Origin of the sequence: Thermococcus peptonophilus (assembly GCF_001592435.1) — an archaeon.
GTDB lineage: Archaea > Methanobacteriota_B > Thermococci > Thermococcales > Thermococcaceae > Thermococcus > Thermococcus peptonophilus.
Window position 1 is genome coordinate 662,993 of the sequence record NZ_CP014750.1, and the last position, 15,517, is coordinate 678,509.

A 15,517-nucleotide genomic window follows, 5' to 3' on the forward strand; every position below is an offset into this window, starting at 1 on the left:
GCATATCTCAGCGGTAGGCATATAAAACCACTTTCCTCACTCCATCGGGATGTGAGCGGAGATGAAGGTTGATGAGCTTCCCGTTGATGAGAGGATAAAGCGCGTTATCAGGGGAAGGGGTATTGAAGAGCTTTACCCACCCCAGGCAGAGGCACTGAAAAGCGGCGTTCTTGAAGGAAAGAACCTCGTGTTAGCTATTCCAACGGCGAGCGGAAAGACCCTTGTGAGCGAGATAGTGATGGTGAACAAGCTCTTAAGCGAGGGCGGAAAGGCCGTCTACCTCGTCCCACTCAAGGCCCTCGCCGAGGAGAAATACCGTGAGTTCAAGGAGTGGGAAGTCCTCGGTCTGAGAGTCGCCGCAACGACAGGGGACTACGATTCAACCGACGAATGGCTCGGAAGGTACGACATCATAGTAGCTACCGCCGAAAAGTTTGACTCCCTTCTGAGACACGGGGTAAGCTGGATTAAGGATGTGAAGCTCGTTGTTGCCGACGAAGTCCACCTCATAGGCTCGTACGACAGAGGAGCAACGCTTGAGATGATACTCACCCACATGCTTGGAAAGGCCCAGATTTTGGCCTTAAGTGCCACCGTCGGAAATGCTGAAGAGCTCGCAGAGTGGCTGGACGCTTCCCTCGTGGTCAGTGACTGGCGTCCGGTGGAGCTGAGGAAAGGCGTCTTTCACCTCGGCCAGCTCTTCTGGGAAGACGGTAAAATCGACCGCTATCCTGAGAACTGGGAGAGTCTGGCAGTTGATGCAGTTAAAAAAGGAAAGCAGGCTTTAGTTTTTGTCAACACGCGGAGGGGTGCCGAGAAGGAGGCAATCTCACTTTCATCCAAAGTTTCAAAACTTCTCACAAAACCTGAAACCAGAAGGCTCGAGGAGCTGATCTCCTCCATAGAGGACAACCCAACTACGGAGAAGCTCAAACGCGCCCTGCGGGGAGGAGTAGCCTTCCACCACGCCGGCCTGAGCAGGACAGAGAGGACGCTGATAGAGGATGCATTCCGCTCCAGAACTGTAAAAGTCATCGTAGCAACGCCGACATTGGCCGCAGGAGTGAATACTCCTGCCTTCCGCGTAATAATCCGCGATACAAAGAGATACGCCAACTTCGGCTGGATAGACATCCCCGTTCTGGAGATACAGCAGATGATGGGTCGCGCTGGAAGGCCGAAGTACGACAAGGTCGGTGAGGCCATCATCGTCGCGAGAACCGAAGACCCCAAGAAGCTAATCGACAAGTACATCCATGGAAAACCTGAGAAGCTGTTCTCGATGCTGGCCAACGAGCAGACCTTCAGGAGTCAGGTTCTGGCGCTGATAACCAACTTTGGCGTCGAGGACTTCAGGGAGCTGATTGAGTTCCTCTCAAGGACTTTCTACGCCCACCAGAGGGGTGATACTTCCTCGCTCGAGTACAAGGCCAAGGACATCGTCTACTTCCTGATAGAGAACGAGTTCATCGACATGGACATCGAGAACCGCTTTATAGCGCTCCCGTTTGGAAAGAGAACATCCCAACTCTACATAGACCCCCTCACGGCAAAGAAGTTCAAAGACGCTTTTCCGGCCATCGAGAGGAACCCGAACCCCTTCGGCATATTCCAGCTCCTTGCCTCAACCCCAGATATGGCCACTCTCACAGCCAGAAGGCGGGAGATGGAAGACTATCTCGATTTGGCCTACGAGATGGAGGAGCACCTATATTCGAACATTCCCTACTACGAAGACTCCCGCTTCCAGGGCTTTCTGGGACAGGTCAAGACCGCCAAAGTCCTCCTCGACTGGATAAACGAAGTCCCGGAAGCGAGGATATACGAGACCTACAACATAGACCCCGGCGACCTGTACAGAGTCCTTGAACTCGCCGACTGGCTGATGTACTCTCTCATCGAGCTCTACAAGCTCTTCGAGCCGAAGGAAGATGTCCTCCAATACCTCCGCGACCTGCACCTCCGCCTGAGACATGGTGTACGGGAGGAGCTCCTTGAGCTGGTTAAGCTGCCCAACATTGGAAGAAGAAGGGCGAGGGCGCTCTACAACGCTGGCTTCAGGAGTGTTGACGACATACTGAAGGCAAAGCCGAAGGATCTCCTCCAGGTAGAGGGAATCGGTCTGAAAATCCTTGAGGGGATTTACAGACACCTCGGCGTTGAATACACAATCTCAGAGAAGGAAAAGCCGAAGAAACGGAAGGGGAACCTCTACGACTTCCTCAAGTAGTTCTTTGTGCTTCTTCAAAATATCCCGAGCCAGCAACTCACAGAGATCCCTTTGTAGGAGATAACCTATCATATGGTGGCTTTCCACGTTAGTCTTTACTTTAGATTCCTGATACCTAACCACCATCAGGTTTTTAAATGGGTTTCCAGCTACTTCTGGTGGGCACGATGATAGTCATAGTAACAGGAATGCCCGGTTCTGGGAAGAGTAAAATCGTAAAGGAGTTTGAAAAGAGGGGTTTTCCAAGCGTTTCTCTCGGGGACATCGTGAGGGAGGAAACCCTAAAGCGCGGCCTTGAGCTTACCAAGGAGAACGTTGCCAAGGTCAGCATACGGCTTAGACAGGAACTCGGACAGAACGCTGTGGCAAAGCTCGCCGTTGAGAAGGTAAAAGCGCTTTTAAAGGGTTCAAAAGTCGTCGTTATAGACGGCGTCCGTTCCCTTGATGAGGTCGGAACCTTTAGGGGGGCTTTTCCGGAAGAGAAAATTATTATAGTTGCAGTCCACACACCACCGAGACAGCGCTTCGAGAGGCTCAAGGCGAGGGGCAGACACGACGACCCTCAGACCTGGGAGGACTTTGAGGAGAGGGACTGGAAGGAGCTCCGCTTTGGCATTGGGGGAGTTATAGCGATGGCCGACTATATGGTGGTGAACGACGGCTCCAGGGAGGAATACGAACGAACAGTGAGAAAGCTCGTTGATGAAATCCTCTCGAAGCTTTGAGAAGCTTTTTAATCCCCTTCCCCAATCCAGGCAGGGTGAGACCATGAGCGAGCTGTTTGAGGAAGTTGAGGTTGAGGCTTACGTTTACCCGACGGAGGACATTGAGAAGGTAAAGAGAGCGATGCTCAACCTTATCCCAGACTTGGAGTTCGAGGCCTTTGACAAGGGAGATTACATAATCCTCACCGGAAAGACCAGGAGCAGGAAAGCCCTCAGCAGGCTCTATGAACTCTTCAGGGGGCAGGCGATACTTGATACTGCGAGAAGCTTCCTTGAGGAGGGCTACTTCGGCGAGGAGATAATCATTAAGGTGAACAAGCAGGCCGCTTATGCAGGTGTTGTTAACTTCAACGAGGAGAGCCCGCTCGGCCCGATAACGATAATCATAAGGACGAAAGACCCGCAGAGGCTCATGAAGTGGCTCGCGCCGAGGACTAAGGACGGCGTTCCGATAGAGTGAAAGATGGAAGAAAAAGTCATGCCCTCTTCTTTCCCCAGCTTATCTTTGCCGTTAGAACCTTCTCGCTTGAGAAGACCCTCGCCGTCAGGTAGAGGGTTATGAGGGCCACAACTGCAAGGTAAGCGACGCTGAAGAGCATTGGGGCATACTCACCGGTTATAGCGTACCTGTAGGCCGCTATCGGGTGGGTAAACGGGATCGCCAGCAGGCCGTAGCGGGCAAAGGCCGGAAGCTGGGAGAGGTCGACAAACATCAGCAGGAAGGCCGGAAAGGCCAGCGGCAGGATAACCGAACTTACAACCGTGTTGGCGCTCTGGACGTCCTCAGCGTAAACCGCTAGGAGCATAGCTAGAGAGAGCGCAAAGACTATCGTCAAGAACACAACGAGGGTGAATAGGAGCATTCCCTCGGGAGTAACTCCAAGACCAAGGTCACTTAGACTTATCCCTGTCTCTGTCTGGAAGGTGCCGAGATAGCTCCTCAAACCGACCATGTAGGCTAAAGCCGCGATGAGACCCATAACCGCTGTTCCAGTTATCTTCGACGCTACTATCGTCGTCCTCTTCACCGGAAGGGTCAGCAGGGTCTCTAAGGTTTTATTCTCCTTCTCGGCCGCCACTGCTCCAGCCGACATCTGGGCGGTTATCGTGACCATCAGGAACACTATGATCGGCAGGCTGGTGGACTGGGAGGCGAGGACGGACGAAACGAGCGAGGGCGAAACGTCCACTACCCTGCCGCGGATGACTGACCTGCTGACCGCGTTGATCGGGTGCAACACGGCATCGGGATTTTCAAAGCCCGCGTTCTTTATTTTTATCTTCGCAAGCTCTTCTGAGAGCACATCTAGGACAGCCTTTATTCTCGCCTCGCTGACGCTCTCCCTGATTCCCGTTCCGATGGTGTTGAATATGCCGTATATCTCCACCTCAGCCCTCTGGTTGTTTTCTATCGCCGCGCTGAAGTTATCTGGAATAACAACAAGGACGTTTTGTTTCATAGCAGAGGCCTTTTTGAGGGCTTCTTTAGGCGAGGACACGCTTATAACGGTAACCGTCACGTTTGGAGTAACGTTAAGTGCCCTTATCAAAAGCTCACCGTACTTTCCGTCGTCGAAGTTGGCTATCGCGACGTGGGTTTCCTTCTGAGCCTGTTCTATCCCAACCTGCATCATCTTCCCGAGGGCAGGGTAAAGAACAAGGGGGACAATGATTAGGCCAAAGAGGAGCTTCTTATCTCTGATGAGGTTCATTATCTCCTTTTTTGCAAGAACCCAGAAGTCGCTCATGAGCCTTCACCCCCAACTGGCTCCGGAATCTCGACGCCAACGGCCCTCATGAAGACCTCCTCGAGGTTTTCGGCGTCGTACTTCTCCTTCAGCTCGGCTGGAGTTCCAGACTCGACGATCCTCCCCTCGTTTATCAAGGCAACCCTGTCGCAGAGGAACTCAACTTCGAGCATGTTGTGGCTGGAGACCAGGAAAGTAACGCCCTTCTCCCTGGCGAAGCTCTTTATCGTCTTCCTTATCGTGTAGGCGTTGACTATGTCCAGACCGCTAGCGGGTTCATCCAGGATGGCCAACTTTGGCCTCACCATCAGCGCCCTCGCGAGGAGGAGCTTCCTCGTCATCCCCTTGGAGTACGTCGAGACCTTATCTCTGAGCCTGTCGCCGAGGCCGGCTATTTTAATTCCAAGCTCAACCATCTCCTCCGCTTTCCTCTCGTCCTTCGCGTAGAGCCTCGCCATTAGGCGTAGGTACTCAAGTCCGGTCAGGTTCTTGTAGGCTCCCGCCTCCTCAGGAAGGTAGCTTATCAGCGCCCTTACTTTCTCTGCTTCCTCAACGACATCGTGGCCAAAGACTTCCGCTTTTCCGCCGGTTGGACGGAGAAGCGTTGCGAGTATCTTGAGCGTGGTACTCTTCCCAGCCCCGTTTGGGCCTATGAGTCCGAATATTTCCCCCTCTTTGATCTCAAAGCTTATCCCCTTCAGGGCCTTGACCTTTCCGTAGTCTTTCTCAAGGCCCTCAACGAGGACTGCCTTCATTTCAATCCCCCCAGTTTGTAGAGGAGCAGACCAAGAGTCGCGAGCAAAGCGCCGAATATGACAACCTCATTCAGTTCCGAAAAACCTCCGATTATGGCGATGCCGAGCCCGCTCACCACTCCAAGCCACCCGTTACGCTCGTGGGTGTTTTTGAATGGGTGGCCGAGAGCAACGAGGAGAGAACCTATCATCACAAGCCCGAGGTGGAGCGTGAGAAAGAACGGGTTGATGCCCGTGCAGACCTCTCCACTGGGGAGCACTGTGCAGGCCAACCTATCTACTGGAGGCCGGATAACTGAAAGAACCAAGGCTAGAGCGTAGAGCACTTCCCCAGCCAGTTTCTCGTTGATATTCATTCTAGTCACCCTCGTAAATGAATATGTCCTCAATATTGAGCCCAAAAAACCTTGCTATCTTGAAAGCGAGCTTGAGGGATGGGTCGTACTTTCCCTTTTCAATGGCGATTATAGTCTGTCTCGTAACGCCGAGGGCCTTTGCGAGCTCCTCTTGGGTCAAGCCACGCTCCTCTCTCAGCTCGCGGAGACGGTTCTTCATAGTCACATCCTCCTTGCATAGTACGCCCTGAATACCCAGATGCCAAAGAACATCATCAGAAAGATTATCAGAGCCGTGTCCCTGGCGGCGCTGTTTTTTGTGATAAACCAGTGATAATACAGCAAAATCATGTCCCCAATCATGACGAGCTTAAGGGTGCTAATGGCCGCCCGTTTGTCTATTCCCATCGCCCTCTCATCGGGAGGAATACCAATTTCCTTAAGCATAAGTCTTGTCATCAAAACTCCGAGAATAGCCCCGCCAACAAGGGAGACAATTGCAACAATGGTCAATTCGTCCATTCACATCACCCTCGAATAGTATTGGAGCAGTGCCCAGTGGAGCACAAAGACGAGGGCAAGGACACCAGAAACGACCTTGAATGCCATTTCGAGCTCCGGATTCATTGTCTTTTCCACGGAAAAATACACCGTCAAAGCGGCCAGGAGGAGCATTGTAACCTGAAGCGTCCTTCTCGAAGCGGCCTCCTCTATCCTCAGCGTCCTCTCATCACTCAGAACATAGCCCCTTTTTTCAAGCTCTCTGTAGTAGATGTGAAGAAGGATAGCACCTGCCATGAAGACTGAAAAGGCCGCTGCAAGATTATCATTGCTAACCGTCCAGCCGAGGAAGTAGCCCATAGTAAGGACTACGAGAAAAGCCGGGATGGAAGCCTTTCTGCGTTCACTGTCTTCCGATCGCTTCGAGAGAATCAGGAGAGTGAGGAAAGCTCCTAAGACAATCCCAGCCCAGAGTAGGATGCTCTCAAGGGCTTCGTTCATTACTTCCACCACCTATGTAAAGTTTACTTTACGTAAAGCTTCCTTTACATCATTATAAATTTTTCCCCAAAATTTTTAAATCTCGGATGAAAAGGGTAAGACGAAGCGGGGGTTGCCGAGCCTGGTCAAAGGCGGTGGACTCAAGATCCACTCCCGTAGGGGTTCCGGGGTTCAAATCCCCGCCCCCGCACCATTACAAACTTCGCCTGCGCGAAGTTTGATCAAGGTTCGTGGTTCCGTTTAAAACTACTTTTCTGCCAGGATTTTCAAGATACACAAGCTAGCATTAGTGAATTCCCAATTTCAGCCTTCTAAAAGGAGTTTCTAACACCCCGACGCCCTACAGCGTCCATTACAAAGCGAACTCACACCGGGAGCCCTTGCTAAAATCGAATTCGCACTCATACAGCGAGCTCCTGAATGAAAATCTCTCCCCAGAACCACCTTCTAATCAAGAACCACGAACTTTGATGAAACTTTGCAAAGCAAAGTTTCAGCGCTGGCGGAAGAAAAGTATGCGTTTTTAAGCACGCTCATTTTATGAGGGTTTACTTTCAATTGGCCAATTCAAAGGATTTTTCTCACCGTATAGTGCCCAAAGGGCACTAAAAAGAAAGCTAAAATCACAATTAGCGGGAAGATTTGGAATTAAACCCTTGTGAGCCCGCCTTCTAGGAGACCATACGCTTACAAGAGAGCAAGTTCAAAAAGAAAGGAACATTTTTGGTCAAGCTTTTCCAAAAGCTTGCTAGAAAAGTTTCATCAAAGAGAGAATGTCTTTTTAAACTGCTAAGTTTCCAGCGATTCTCTCACTTCAATTAGCGGTTTTAACGGGGTTTACTCACAATATAACGCCCGAAAGGCGTTAAAAAATAAGAAAATCCGCATTCCCTTGCCCGTTCACCGGGGGAATCCTCTATTCTCAGCTAATTTCAAGAAGACATCCACGCTTTTGGTGAAGCTTTTTCTAAACGCTTCCTCGTGAAGTTTGATTATTAAGCTTAGAAACACCGCACTGCGAGCTTAAAATGAAGTCTCAATGTAGCGTAAAATATTGAACTACACCTTCCAGGTTCATGGGTGCATAATTGATAACACAACAACTTAACATAAAATATCAGTAAAATGAAAGCACTTTCGATGACCTTATAATCTTTAATTCGAAAATCCTTCGGGTGATTCTGGTATGGAAGCCAAGGGTGGATACTGGGGAAAGATTCTGAGAGTTAACCTGACCACAAAGGAAGCTAAAGTTGAGCCCCTCCCGGAGGAGTTCCCAAGGAAGTACCTCGGCGGCGTCGGTTTCGGTACTAGAGTTCTCTACGACGAGGTTCCGAAGGGGGCCGACCCGCTCGGGCCGGAGAACAAGATGATAATAACCCCCGGTCTCTTCGTTGACACCGGTATTGGAACGGGCTCAAAGACGGCCTTCAACTTCAAGAGCCCGCTCACCGGCGGCTACGGAAGGGCGATGGCAGGTGCTCAGCTCGGCGTCCAGCTCAAGAGAGCTGGCTATGACATGCTCATCATCGAGGGTCAGAGCGAGGAGCCCGTTCTCCTCGTCATTGAGGACGACGAAGTCAAGATCGTTCCGGCAGATGCTTACTGGGGTCTGACAACCGGCGAGGCAAGGAGCAGAGCCAAGGATGAGTACCCGGGCTACGCCACGGCCTTCATCGGTCCGGCCGGTGAGAGGCTCAGCCTCATCTCAATAATCGAGACCGACGACAGGCAGGCCGCCCGCGGCGGTCCCGGTGCAGTTTTGGGAAGCAAGAAGCTCAAGGGAATACTCGTAAAGGGAAGCAAGAAGGTCCCGATAGCCGATCCGGAGAAGCTCCGTGAGCTGATAAAGAAGTGGGCGCTCATCTTCAAGGACCACCCGGCCACCAAGGCCGACATGGACTACGGAAGCGGCGAGTTCCTCGACTGGATGAACCGCGAGAGGGGAACCTTCCCGACCAGGAACTGGCAGATGGGCTTCTTCAAGAAGGCCTACGAGAAGGCCAAGGAGGAGGGCAGGGAGCACATTGGAATAGACCCATACTTCTGGGCTCCGAAGTACAGGAAGGGACGGAAGCCGTGCCCGCTCTGTAACAAGCCGTGCAGCCAGTACGTCCACGTTGAGAGCCAGAAGTGGGGAACCTTTGAGGTCGATGGTCCAGAGTACGAGACCCTCTACTCCTTCGGCGGTGTTCTTGAGCTCGACGACTTCGAGACCGTTGCCTACCTCAACTACCTAGCAGACCAGCTCGGTCTCGACACGATTTCGGCCGGTGTTACTATCGCATGGGCCATGGAAGCCTACGAGCGCGGCCTCCTCACCAAGGAGGACACAGATGGCATAGAGCTGACCTTCGGCAACGGCGAGGCCGCCGTAGAGGCCCTCAGGAAGATGGCTTACCGCGAGGGCAACCTCGGAAAGCTCCTCGCAGATGGTGTCAAGAGGGCCAGCGAGAGGCTCGGAAAGGAGAGCTGGAAGTTCGCCATGCACGTCAAGGGTATGGAGCCTCCAGCCTATGACGTCCGCGGCATAAAGGGAATGGCCTTGGCCTTCGCCGTAAGCGTCCGCGGTGCCGATCACCTCACTGCCGGAGCCTACGGAACCGAGCTCGTCGGCAGGTGGTGGAAGTTCGAGGGCGTTGACAGAACGAAGGGCGAGAACAAGGGATTCGAGATAGCCTTCCACGAGAACCTCATGGCCATCTACGACGCCACCGGAACGTGCAAGTTCTCGAGGCACATGTACTTCCTCGAGGGCTTCCCGGAGCTCATCGAGGCAGTGACTGGGATGCACATGAGCGAGGCAGAGCTCATGGTCATCGGCGAGAGAATAATGAACATCGCAAGAGCCTTCAACGTCAGGGAGGGCTTCAGCAGGAAGGACGACACGCTTCCGTACAGAATCATGTGGGAGCCGATTCCAGAGGGAGTCAGCAAGGGCCTGCACGTCCCGCCGTGGGAGCTCGACAGGATGCTGGATGAATACTACCAGGCCCGCGGCTGGAGCAGAGACGGAATCCCAACCAAGGCCAAGCTCGTTGCCCTCGACCTCCCAGACATCGCAGAGGACATCGGGGCTGGAAGTTGAGCCCTCTCATTCTTTTTCTTTCCCGATGGATCAGAACCTTAGGGTCTGCAAGAACTGCCGCTGGTTTGGCCCGATAGATTCCTGCCTGCCAAACCACGGGATATGGAGGAAGCGCGTGAAAACCGTCCACATGAACTTCGTCTGCGACGACTGGGAGCCGCTCTGAGGAGAGAGGGAGTAGTTACCTCTTATAGACCCTGATATCGACTACAACGTGCCAGACTCCTGGGGCGTAGCGCTTTATCACAAGCTCCTTCAGCTTCTCCGCATCATAACCATGCTCCCTTGCGATTCTCTTGAAGGTTGCAAAAGGCTCCTCAGGCCTTAGCTTCTCTGGAACCGTGTTGTGGTAGTGGATTATCGCCTCGTCCTTCGCTATGCTCAACGCCTTTGGGATGAACTCATGGGTTGTTACCACGTAGCCCATGAGAATTCTGTCGGCGATGTTTTCAGCCGGAAAGTCGCGGTTGTCCATGTTGTACGGCGTCATCAAATCCTGGACGCCGTTGAGCCAGATGTTTTCAACCAAAAAGCGGAAGGTGTAGGGGTTCTTCTCGATGGCGATAACCCTCGCACCCTTGTGGACGGCCATAGGAAGGCTCAGGTGGCCGATTCCGGCGAACATGTCAACTACAAGCTCGCCAGGTTTAGCTACCTCTGCCATCCTCACGCGCTCCTTCACGTTGGCGGGTGAAAACATTACTCTGGCAACGTCCAGCTTGTACTTAACGCCGTTTTCAACGTGAACCGTAACCGTGTCTTTCCCGTAGAGAAGCTCATAGTCGGGCTTTCTGGTCTCGCCGTGGATGTGTCCCTTCCTCAGAACGGTTTTTGCGCCGATAACCTGAGCGTAGACCTCCGCTATCCTCCTTTTGTAAGGCTCAAGCTCAGGCCTTAACGGGAGGATTAAAACGTCCCCTATCTGAACCCAGTGCTTGGGAAGGAGGGATACACGCTCAGGAGGAAGCTCCTTTGAGAGTATTTCTCGTATTCGGGGCTTGATTACCTGCGTCCGCATCGGATAAAAAACCGAGGAGTGCCTTAAAAGGGTTCCGTCGTTTCGTCAAAAAACGATGAGAAAGGCTTAAAAGATGAAACAACGAGAAATAAAAATAGACAACCTTTGAACCGGAGGTCGATGAAGGGTATGGAGGACGAACCCCCGAATAGTCGGTTCTTTGGCCTTTTGGGTAAGAAGAAAGAGGAGGCTGTTTTGGAACAGACCCTCAGCAGGGAAGCCTACGAAAACTACCGCCGGCTTTTGATGAGGGCCAGGCCTGAAGTCACGGGCTCAAAGCTTGTGGTGCACCTGCCCGACGCGGATATTGAGCTTGACGAAGGCAGACTGAGGGTCAAGGCCAAGAGCAAGAAGAACGCCGAGAAGGTCTTAAGGAACCTGCACCACTACGAAAGTCCTCCGAGCCTCTGGCCGGCCTACGGGCTGAGCTATTCAATAAAGCGGAAAAGACGAGTTGTCCTCTGATCCAAACCAGAACCTTTAAATTCTCCCCTTCTTCAACTTTTCTTCGCGGATGACGACCCTTGCCCAGTCTGAACTGTGATGACGTCGGTATTAGCTGACGCAGGGGGCGGGGAGGTTTGCGGGCCGATGATCCGTCCCGCTTATGGAGGTGAAGCGATGAACAACAACGGAGAGGACGGCGGCTTCATCGAGTTCTACGCCAGTGAGGCCCTGACCTGCCCGAGGAGGATATACTTCAGGCTCAAGGGGTATCTCCCAAAGTGGCCGGAGTTCGTGAGGGTCAGGCTCAACCAGGGAACCAACACTCACCAGATACTCGGACGGATACTGCAAGAGCGCTTTGGTGTTGAACTTGAAAAACACCTTGTCCTGCGCTCCAGCAAGCTCGGATTTGAGATACACGGGCGAATAGACGCTTTCAAGGACTTCCCCATTGAAATAAAGGGAAAAACGAGCCTGCCAAAGGTGCCCTACGACTACCACCTCGCCCAGCTCAACGTCTATCTCCGCTGGGCAGAATCCGAGTACGGCTACTTGTACTACATAAAGCTCCACGAGGAGCCTATGAAAATCATCAACAAGCTGGACATATCCTCTTTTCCCGTGATAAAAGGCCCAAACTTCAGAGTTTTTGAAGTGCCCTACGATAAGTCACTGTTCAAAGAAACGCTGCGTCACTTCTACAAGGTCAAGAAGGCTTACGAAAACGACCGCCTCCCCAAGGGCTGGAAGAGCTACGCCTGCAGATTCTGTCCATACAGACACATCTGCTATCCTGATAGGGACTGGGAGGAGTCGGAATGAGGCTTAAACCCCTTATGATCTCAACGCTCCTCCTGACCGTCTACGGATTAATGTTTATGGGATATTACTACAGAACAGGCTCGAGGGTTTACCTAGCGTTCTCGCTGTTTGCACTGACCTTGGCATATGGAACGGGCAGAAAAACCAAGATTGCCGTCAAAGTGACCCTCATATTCGCCGGTCTGGAATTCCTGATGGCGCTTTTCTACCTGATATCAGGGGCCCTAGTGTATGCCGTGGACGCCGCCATGAGCTTTTTCATAATCCACGACATAATGAGCTATATTGGAGAGGTCTACAAGGAAGAGAAAGAGAAGGCATCGGAGTGAATTAGAACTCCGGAATCCTTATCGGTGCCTGAAGCTCCTTCTCCGAGCTTTCCAGATTCGTTGCAAGCATCTTTATCCTCTCAACGCCCTTAATCTCCCTTATATACTCTGCAACGCTCCTGGGAACGAGCTCTTCCCAAGGCTCTCCTTCAATCATGCGCCTCCGTATCTCGGTGGCAGAGAGAATGTCCTTCCTGAACATCGGTTGGACGATGACCTCGTAGCCCTTCTCTCTGAACAGCTGCGCAACGAGGGAGTTCCCAGTAAAGACCACATCAAAGCGTGGAACCATGTTCACCACGTAGGTCGCCCATATGGCGTTGAAGTTTATATCCGGGAGCGGGATTAAGTAGTATCTCTTTTCAGTTAGCCCCGCCTCCTCGAGCGCCCTTATCAGCATCTCCATTCTTTCACTCGTTGTGAATGGATTCTTTAAGGTATGACTGGCCTGAGCGCTACCGATGCCTATTATTACCTCATCGACCTGTGAAAAAACAAATTCAAGTGCCTTTATGTGGCCGTTGTGAACGGGTTGGAAGCGGCCGACGAAGAGGCCTCTTTTTGGTCTTGACATGACTTTCAACCTCCGCTCAATATTTTTAAACGAGCCTAACCCTCACATCATCCCCAACCTTAAGCCCGAGCTTCTCAGCAGCAGAGCCCTGGTTTACGGCTATCTCAAGATAGCCGTGGCTTCCGGGCAGGGCAAGGAACTCTCCAGGTTTAACAAGCCCATAAGTATCGAGGTACGGGATTTTCATGCCAAAGTCGGGGAGTTCAACTTCCCTCGGCCTTTTGTAGTCATCGAGGTTCAGAACAACGTTGCCGAAGTCGTCAACGTAGATGACCTTGAGCAACCATTCATTCCCCTCTTTCTTTGGCTTGACGTCGAGTTTGATTAGACTCTCCAGCGGAACCTCAACGGCGAACTCTTCCGGTGATACTCCCTTATCAATGAGCGCCCCCGCAGGTCCGAAGACGTCCCTACCGTGGAAGGTCGAGCTCACCTCCCAGCCGGTGAAGCGCCTAAGCCTCTCTATATCAATTGCCCATGCCTTTCTCGGTTTGATGTGTTTGAGCGGAAGCGTGACCAAACCGTTGTCGGGAACGACAAGCCACTGTTCGCCTCGGACTATTACCGCCCGCCTCGAAGTCCCAACCCCCGGGTCTATCACACCCACGTGGATCGTTCCTTTAGGGGAATACTTTACCACCTGCTCCATGACGAACGATCCTTCGAGAATGGAGTGACGCGTTATTCCGTGGGTCACGTCAACAATGGTTGCGTTTGGGTTTATCCTGAGCATTGCAACCTTCATCTCGCCAACGTAGGGTCCTCTCAGTCCAAAGTCCGTCGTCAGAGTTATCACTACCACCACCCAAAGCTTATTAACTCTCAAGCATTTAAAGGGTTTGATATGGCAGAAGGAAAACACGTCCCCTTCCTAATCGCAATAGTTCTGGTGCTGTTAACCTCCGGATGCCTTTTCAAGCCTCCTGCTCAGGTGACATTTTCTGTGGACAAAACCTCGGTTTATCCCGGCGGAATTTTTCACATTATAGTCACGATAAACAACACCGGAAAGGTCGGAATCACGGGCGCCACTTTGTTACTCTCAAGAGAGGACTTTAGAGTCCTTCAAGAGCCGGAGTTCCCAAAAGTGCTGAAAGTCGGAGATGCCGTCCAGCTGGTATGGGTCGTTCAAGCCCCGGAAAAACCAGGCATATATCCCCTCCAAGTCTCTCTCGAGATTAAGGATGAACTGAAAAGAACGTGGACAGGGTTCTACGGGAATTTCAGGATAACTGTCACAAAGCAAAACCTAGTGCCAACAAAAATAGGTTTGGAAGTCAATGCGAGCAAAGAGGTCAGAGGTGGGGAAGTTGTTCAGGTTGTGCTTAAGGTAAGGAACAACTATGACTACCCGATTAAGATATTAGACGTTAAACTTTCTCCACTCTCAGAGATGAAAGTTCATCCCCTATTTCAGCCCCCGCTCACAGTTGATCCCAACGACGAAGCTATTCTTAAGTACAACATCTCCACCCCCTACGCATACCGGGAGGGTTTTGTATCCGTAATTGTCCATTATACTGTTGGGACTTCAAAGGGGACTTCAATAACAAGTTTTCCCATAAAGGTCGTTTGGAGGCCATGGGAAGCGGATAAAGAAAGCCTTCTCAGAGCCTACGGGAAATACTACAATGTCCTCCAAGAAAAGAGAATAGTCGACAGGTACTGGGAAAACAAGTTTAATTCAACTTCAACTTTCGACATCTCTTTCCTTAAGCCCATTGCAATGGCCATAGCTGAAAATGCAAGCTCCGAATACGAGGCAACACTAAAGCTGTACCAGTGGATAAATGCTTCATACCTCCTATCAGAAAACACAACTACCCTGAACCCCGATAAGATCTTTAGAAAAGAAGCAATCAGCCCTACAGAAGAGCAAATACTGCTCACGGCGCTTCTTAGGTCCTTAAACGTCCCCGCGAGAATAGTGTCACTGTTTGACGGGGAAGACTGCACACTGAGACCTATAACAGAGTTTTACACTGCAGATGGCTGGTACATAGTAGATACAAGACACGCCTTCATTGGGACTTTGGATGAATACCTTTCAAGCCCGTACTTCCCGAAGATATACCAGATGGTCTCACAGGAGCACTACCGGATAGTTGCCCAAACACCTAAGAAAGGATACCTGCACGAACACGAGGACATAACAGATGACTTTATGACAGACTTGGATTCCCGCATCTATGCCATTCTAAGGAAGAGAGTTCAACCCCAGTTGATCCCCAAACTGGATATGGTGCTTGCTGGACTAAACGATGAAGAGCGCCTCTATGCTCTTTTCCTCTTCGCATCGGCCCCTGAGGATGAGTTGAATAGAGTGCTGGGGACAAAGGACGTTGACACAATTCAGAAAACAATAAAAGCACTGTATGAATTCTACTGGAATGTGCCCTGGAAAGAAGACTTTAGTGCTTACTGGAAGATATTGAGAGGGTGAG

At 51.6% G+C, this 15,517-nt stretch carries 18 protein-coding genes and 1 tRNA gene; 10 read left to right on the top strand and 9 right to left on the bottom strand.

What is annotated here, in order from left to right; translation table 11 throughout:
- Positions 1-61: 61 nt before the first annotated feature.
- The 3 genes from A0127_RS03500 to A0127_RS03510 all read left to right on the top strand — a co-directional run bounded on the left by A0127_RS03500 (position 62) and on the right by A0127_RS03510 (position 3,415).
- Positions 62-2,230, top strand: coding sequence for an ATP-dependent DNA helicase (locus A0127_RS03500; protein WP_062388026.1), 2,169 nt, complete (start codon positions 62-64; stop codon positions 2,228-2,230).
- Between the two features lie 167 nt (positions 2,231-2,397).
- Entirely contained in the window at positions 2,398-2,955 is a 558-nt protein-coding gene (locus A0127_RS03505; protein ID WP_062388039.1) for a dephospho-CoA kinase, read from the top strand.
- Positions 2,956-2,998: 43 nt separating this feature from the next.
- A complete protein-coding gene (locus A0127_RS03510; RefSeq protein ID WP_062388041.1) occupies positions 2,999-3,415 on the top strand; it encodes an RNA-binding domain-containing protein in 417 nt (138 codons plus the stop codon).
- 16 nt (positions 3,416-3,431) lie between these two features.
- Here A0127_RS03510 and A0127_RS03515 read toward each other — a convergent pair whose 3' ends face one another.
- Genes A0127_RS03515 through A0127_RS03540 form a run of 6 tightly spaced genes read right to left on the bottom strand, consistent with a single transcriptional unit; the run spans position 3,432 to position 6,795 of the window.
- Positions 3,432-4,703 carry an ABC transporter permease gene (locus tag A0127_RS03515; protein WP_062388044.1) on the bottom strand — a complete coding sequence of 424 codons (1,272 nt, stop codon included), beginning with the start codon at positions 4,701-4,703 and terminating at the stop codon, positions 3,432-3,434.
- Complete coding sequence (locus A0127_RS03520) at positions 4,700-5,458, bottom strand: ABC transporter ATP-binding protein (protein ID WP_062388047.1); 759 nt, start codon at positions 5,456-5,458, stop codon at positions 4,700-4,702. Before A0127_RS03520 ends, A0127_RS03515 begins: the two co-directional genes overlap by 4 nt.
- A complete protein-coding gene (locus A0127_RS03525; RefSeq protein ID WP_062388049.1) occupies positions 5,455-5,814 on the bottom strand; it encodes a hypothetical protein in 360 nt (119 codons plus the stop codon). The genes A0127_RS03520 and A0127_RS03525 overlap by 4 nt, the downstream gene beginning before the upstream one ends.
- A gap of 1 nt (position 5,815) precedes the next feature.
- Positions 5,816-6,013 carry a helix-turn-helix transcriptional regulator gene (locus tag A0127_RS03530; protein WP_011250290.1) on the bottom strand — a complete coding sequence of 66 codons (198 nt, stop codon included), beginning with the start codon at positions 6,011-6,013 and terminating at the stop codon, positions 5,816-5,818.
- Positions 6,014-6,015: 2 nt separating this feature from the next.
- Positions 6,016-6,315, bottom strand: a complete 300-nt coding sequence (locus tag A0127_RS03535; protein ID WP_062388052.1) for a DUF2178 domain-containing protein — start codon at positions 6,313-6,315, stop codon at positions 6,016-6,018.
- Entirely contained in the window at positions 6,316-6,795 is a 480-nt protein-coding gene (locus A0127_RS03540) for a DUF2178 domain-containing protein (protein ID WP_054840944.1), read from the bottom strand. It abuts the gene before it with no gap.
- A 105-nt stretch (positions 6,796-6,900) separates the two neighbouring features.
- On the opposite strand from A0127_RS03540, the gene A0127_RS03545 reads away from it, so the two are divergent.
- From A0127_RS03545 to A0127_RS10595, 3 genes are all read left to right on the top strand, one after another.
- Positions 6,901-6,988, top strand: a tRNA-Leu gene (locus tag A0127_RS03545).
- A 993-nt stretch (positions 6,989-7,981) separates the two neighbouring features.
- Positions 7,982-9,883 carry an aldehyde ferredoxin oxidoreductase family protein gene (locus A0127_RS03550; RefSeq protein WP_062388055.1) on the top strand — a complete coding sequence of 634 codons (1,902 nt, stop codon included), beginning with the start codon at positions 7,982-7,984 and terminating at the stop codon, positions 9,881-9,883.
- A 25-nt stretch (positions 9,884-9,908) separates the two neighbouring features.
- On the top strand, positions 9,909-10,049 hold the full coding sequence (locus A0127_RS10595; RefSeq protein ID WP_197463598.1) for a hypothetical protein: 141 nt from the start codon (positions 9,909-9,911) through the stop codon (positions 10,047-10,049).
- Positions 10,050-10,064: 15 nt separating this feature from the next.
- Here the strand turns inward: A0127_RS10595 and taw2 are convergent, their stop codons facing one another.
- The gene (gene taw2 / locus A0127_RS03555) at positions 10,065-10,901 is read right to left on the bottom strand and encodes a tRNA(Phe) (4-demethylwyosine(37)-C(7)) aminocarboxypropyltransferase Taw2 (RefSeq protein ID WP_062388057.1); all 837 of its coding nucleotides are present in this window, start codon (positions 10,899-10,901) and stop codon (positions 10,065-10,067) included.
- A 129-nt stretch (positions 10,902-11,030) separates the two neighbouring features.
- On the opposite strand from taw2, the gene A0127_RS03560 reads away from it, so the two are divergent.
- From A0127_RS03560 to A0127_RS03570, 3 genes are all read left to right on the top strand, one after another.
- Positions 11,031-11,366 carry a hypothetical protein gene (locus A0127_RS03560; RefSeq protein WP_062390826.1) on the top strand — a complete coding sequence of 112 codons (336 nt, stop codon included), beginning with the start codon at positions 11,031-11,033 and terminating at the stop codon, positions 11,364-11,366.
- Positions 11,367-11,522: 156 nt separating this feature from the next.
- Positions 11,523-12,170 carry a CRISPR-associated protein Cas4 gene (gene cas4, locus A0127_RS03565; protein ID WP_062388060.1) on the top strand — a complete coding sequence of 216 codons (648 nt, stop codon included), beginning with the start codon at positions 11,523-11,525 and terminating at the stop codon, positions 12,168-12,170.
- A complete protein-coding gene (locus A0127_RS03570; protein ID WP_062388062.1) occupies positions 12,167-12,499 on the top strand; it encodes a hypothetical protein in 333 nt (110 codons plus the stop codon). Before cas4 ends, A0127_RS03570 begins: the two co-directional genes overlap by 4 nt.
- 1 nt (position 12,500) lies before the next feature.
- Here A0127_RS03570 and A0127_RS03575 read toward each other — a convergent pair whose 3' ends face one another.
- Both A0127_RS03575 and A0127_RS03580 read right to left on the bottom strand, forming a co-directional pair.
- Positions 12,501-13,073 carry a nicotinamide-nucleotide adenylyltransferase gene (locus tag A0127_RS03575; RefSeq protein WP_062388065.1) on the bottom strand — a complete coding sequence of 191 codons (573 nt, stop codon included), beginning with the start codon at positions 13,071-13,073 and terminating at the stop codon, positions 12,501-12,503.
- A gap of 25 nt (positions 13,074-13,098) precedes the next feature.
- Complete coding sequence (locus A0127_RS03580; RefSeq protein ID WP_062388068.1) at positions 13,099-13,869, bottom strand: SAM hydrolase/SAM-dependent halogenase family protein; 771 nt, start codon at positions 13,867-13,869, stop codon at positions 13,099-13,101.
- 48 nt (positions 13,870-13,917) lie between these two features.
- On the opposite strand from A0127_RS03580, the gene A0127_RS03585 reads away from it, so the two are divergent.
- On the top strand, positions 13,918-15,516 hold the full coding sequence (locus A0127_RS03585; RefSeq protein ID WP_062388070.1) for a transglutaminase-like domain-containing protein: 1,599 nt from the start codon (positions 13,918-13,920) through the stop codon (positions 15,514-15,516).
- Position 15,517: the final 1 nt, after the last annotated feature.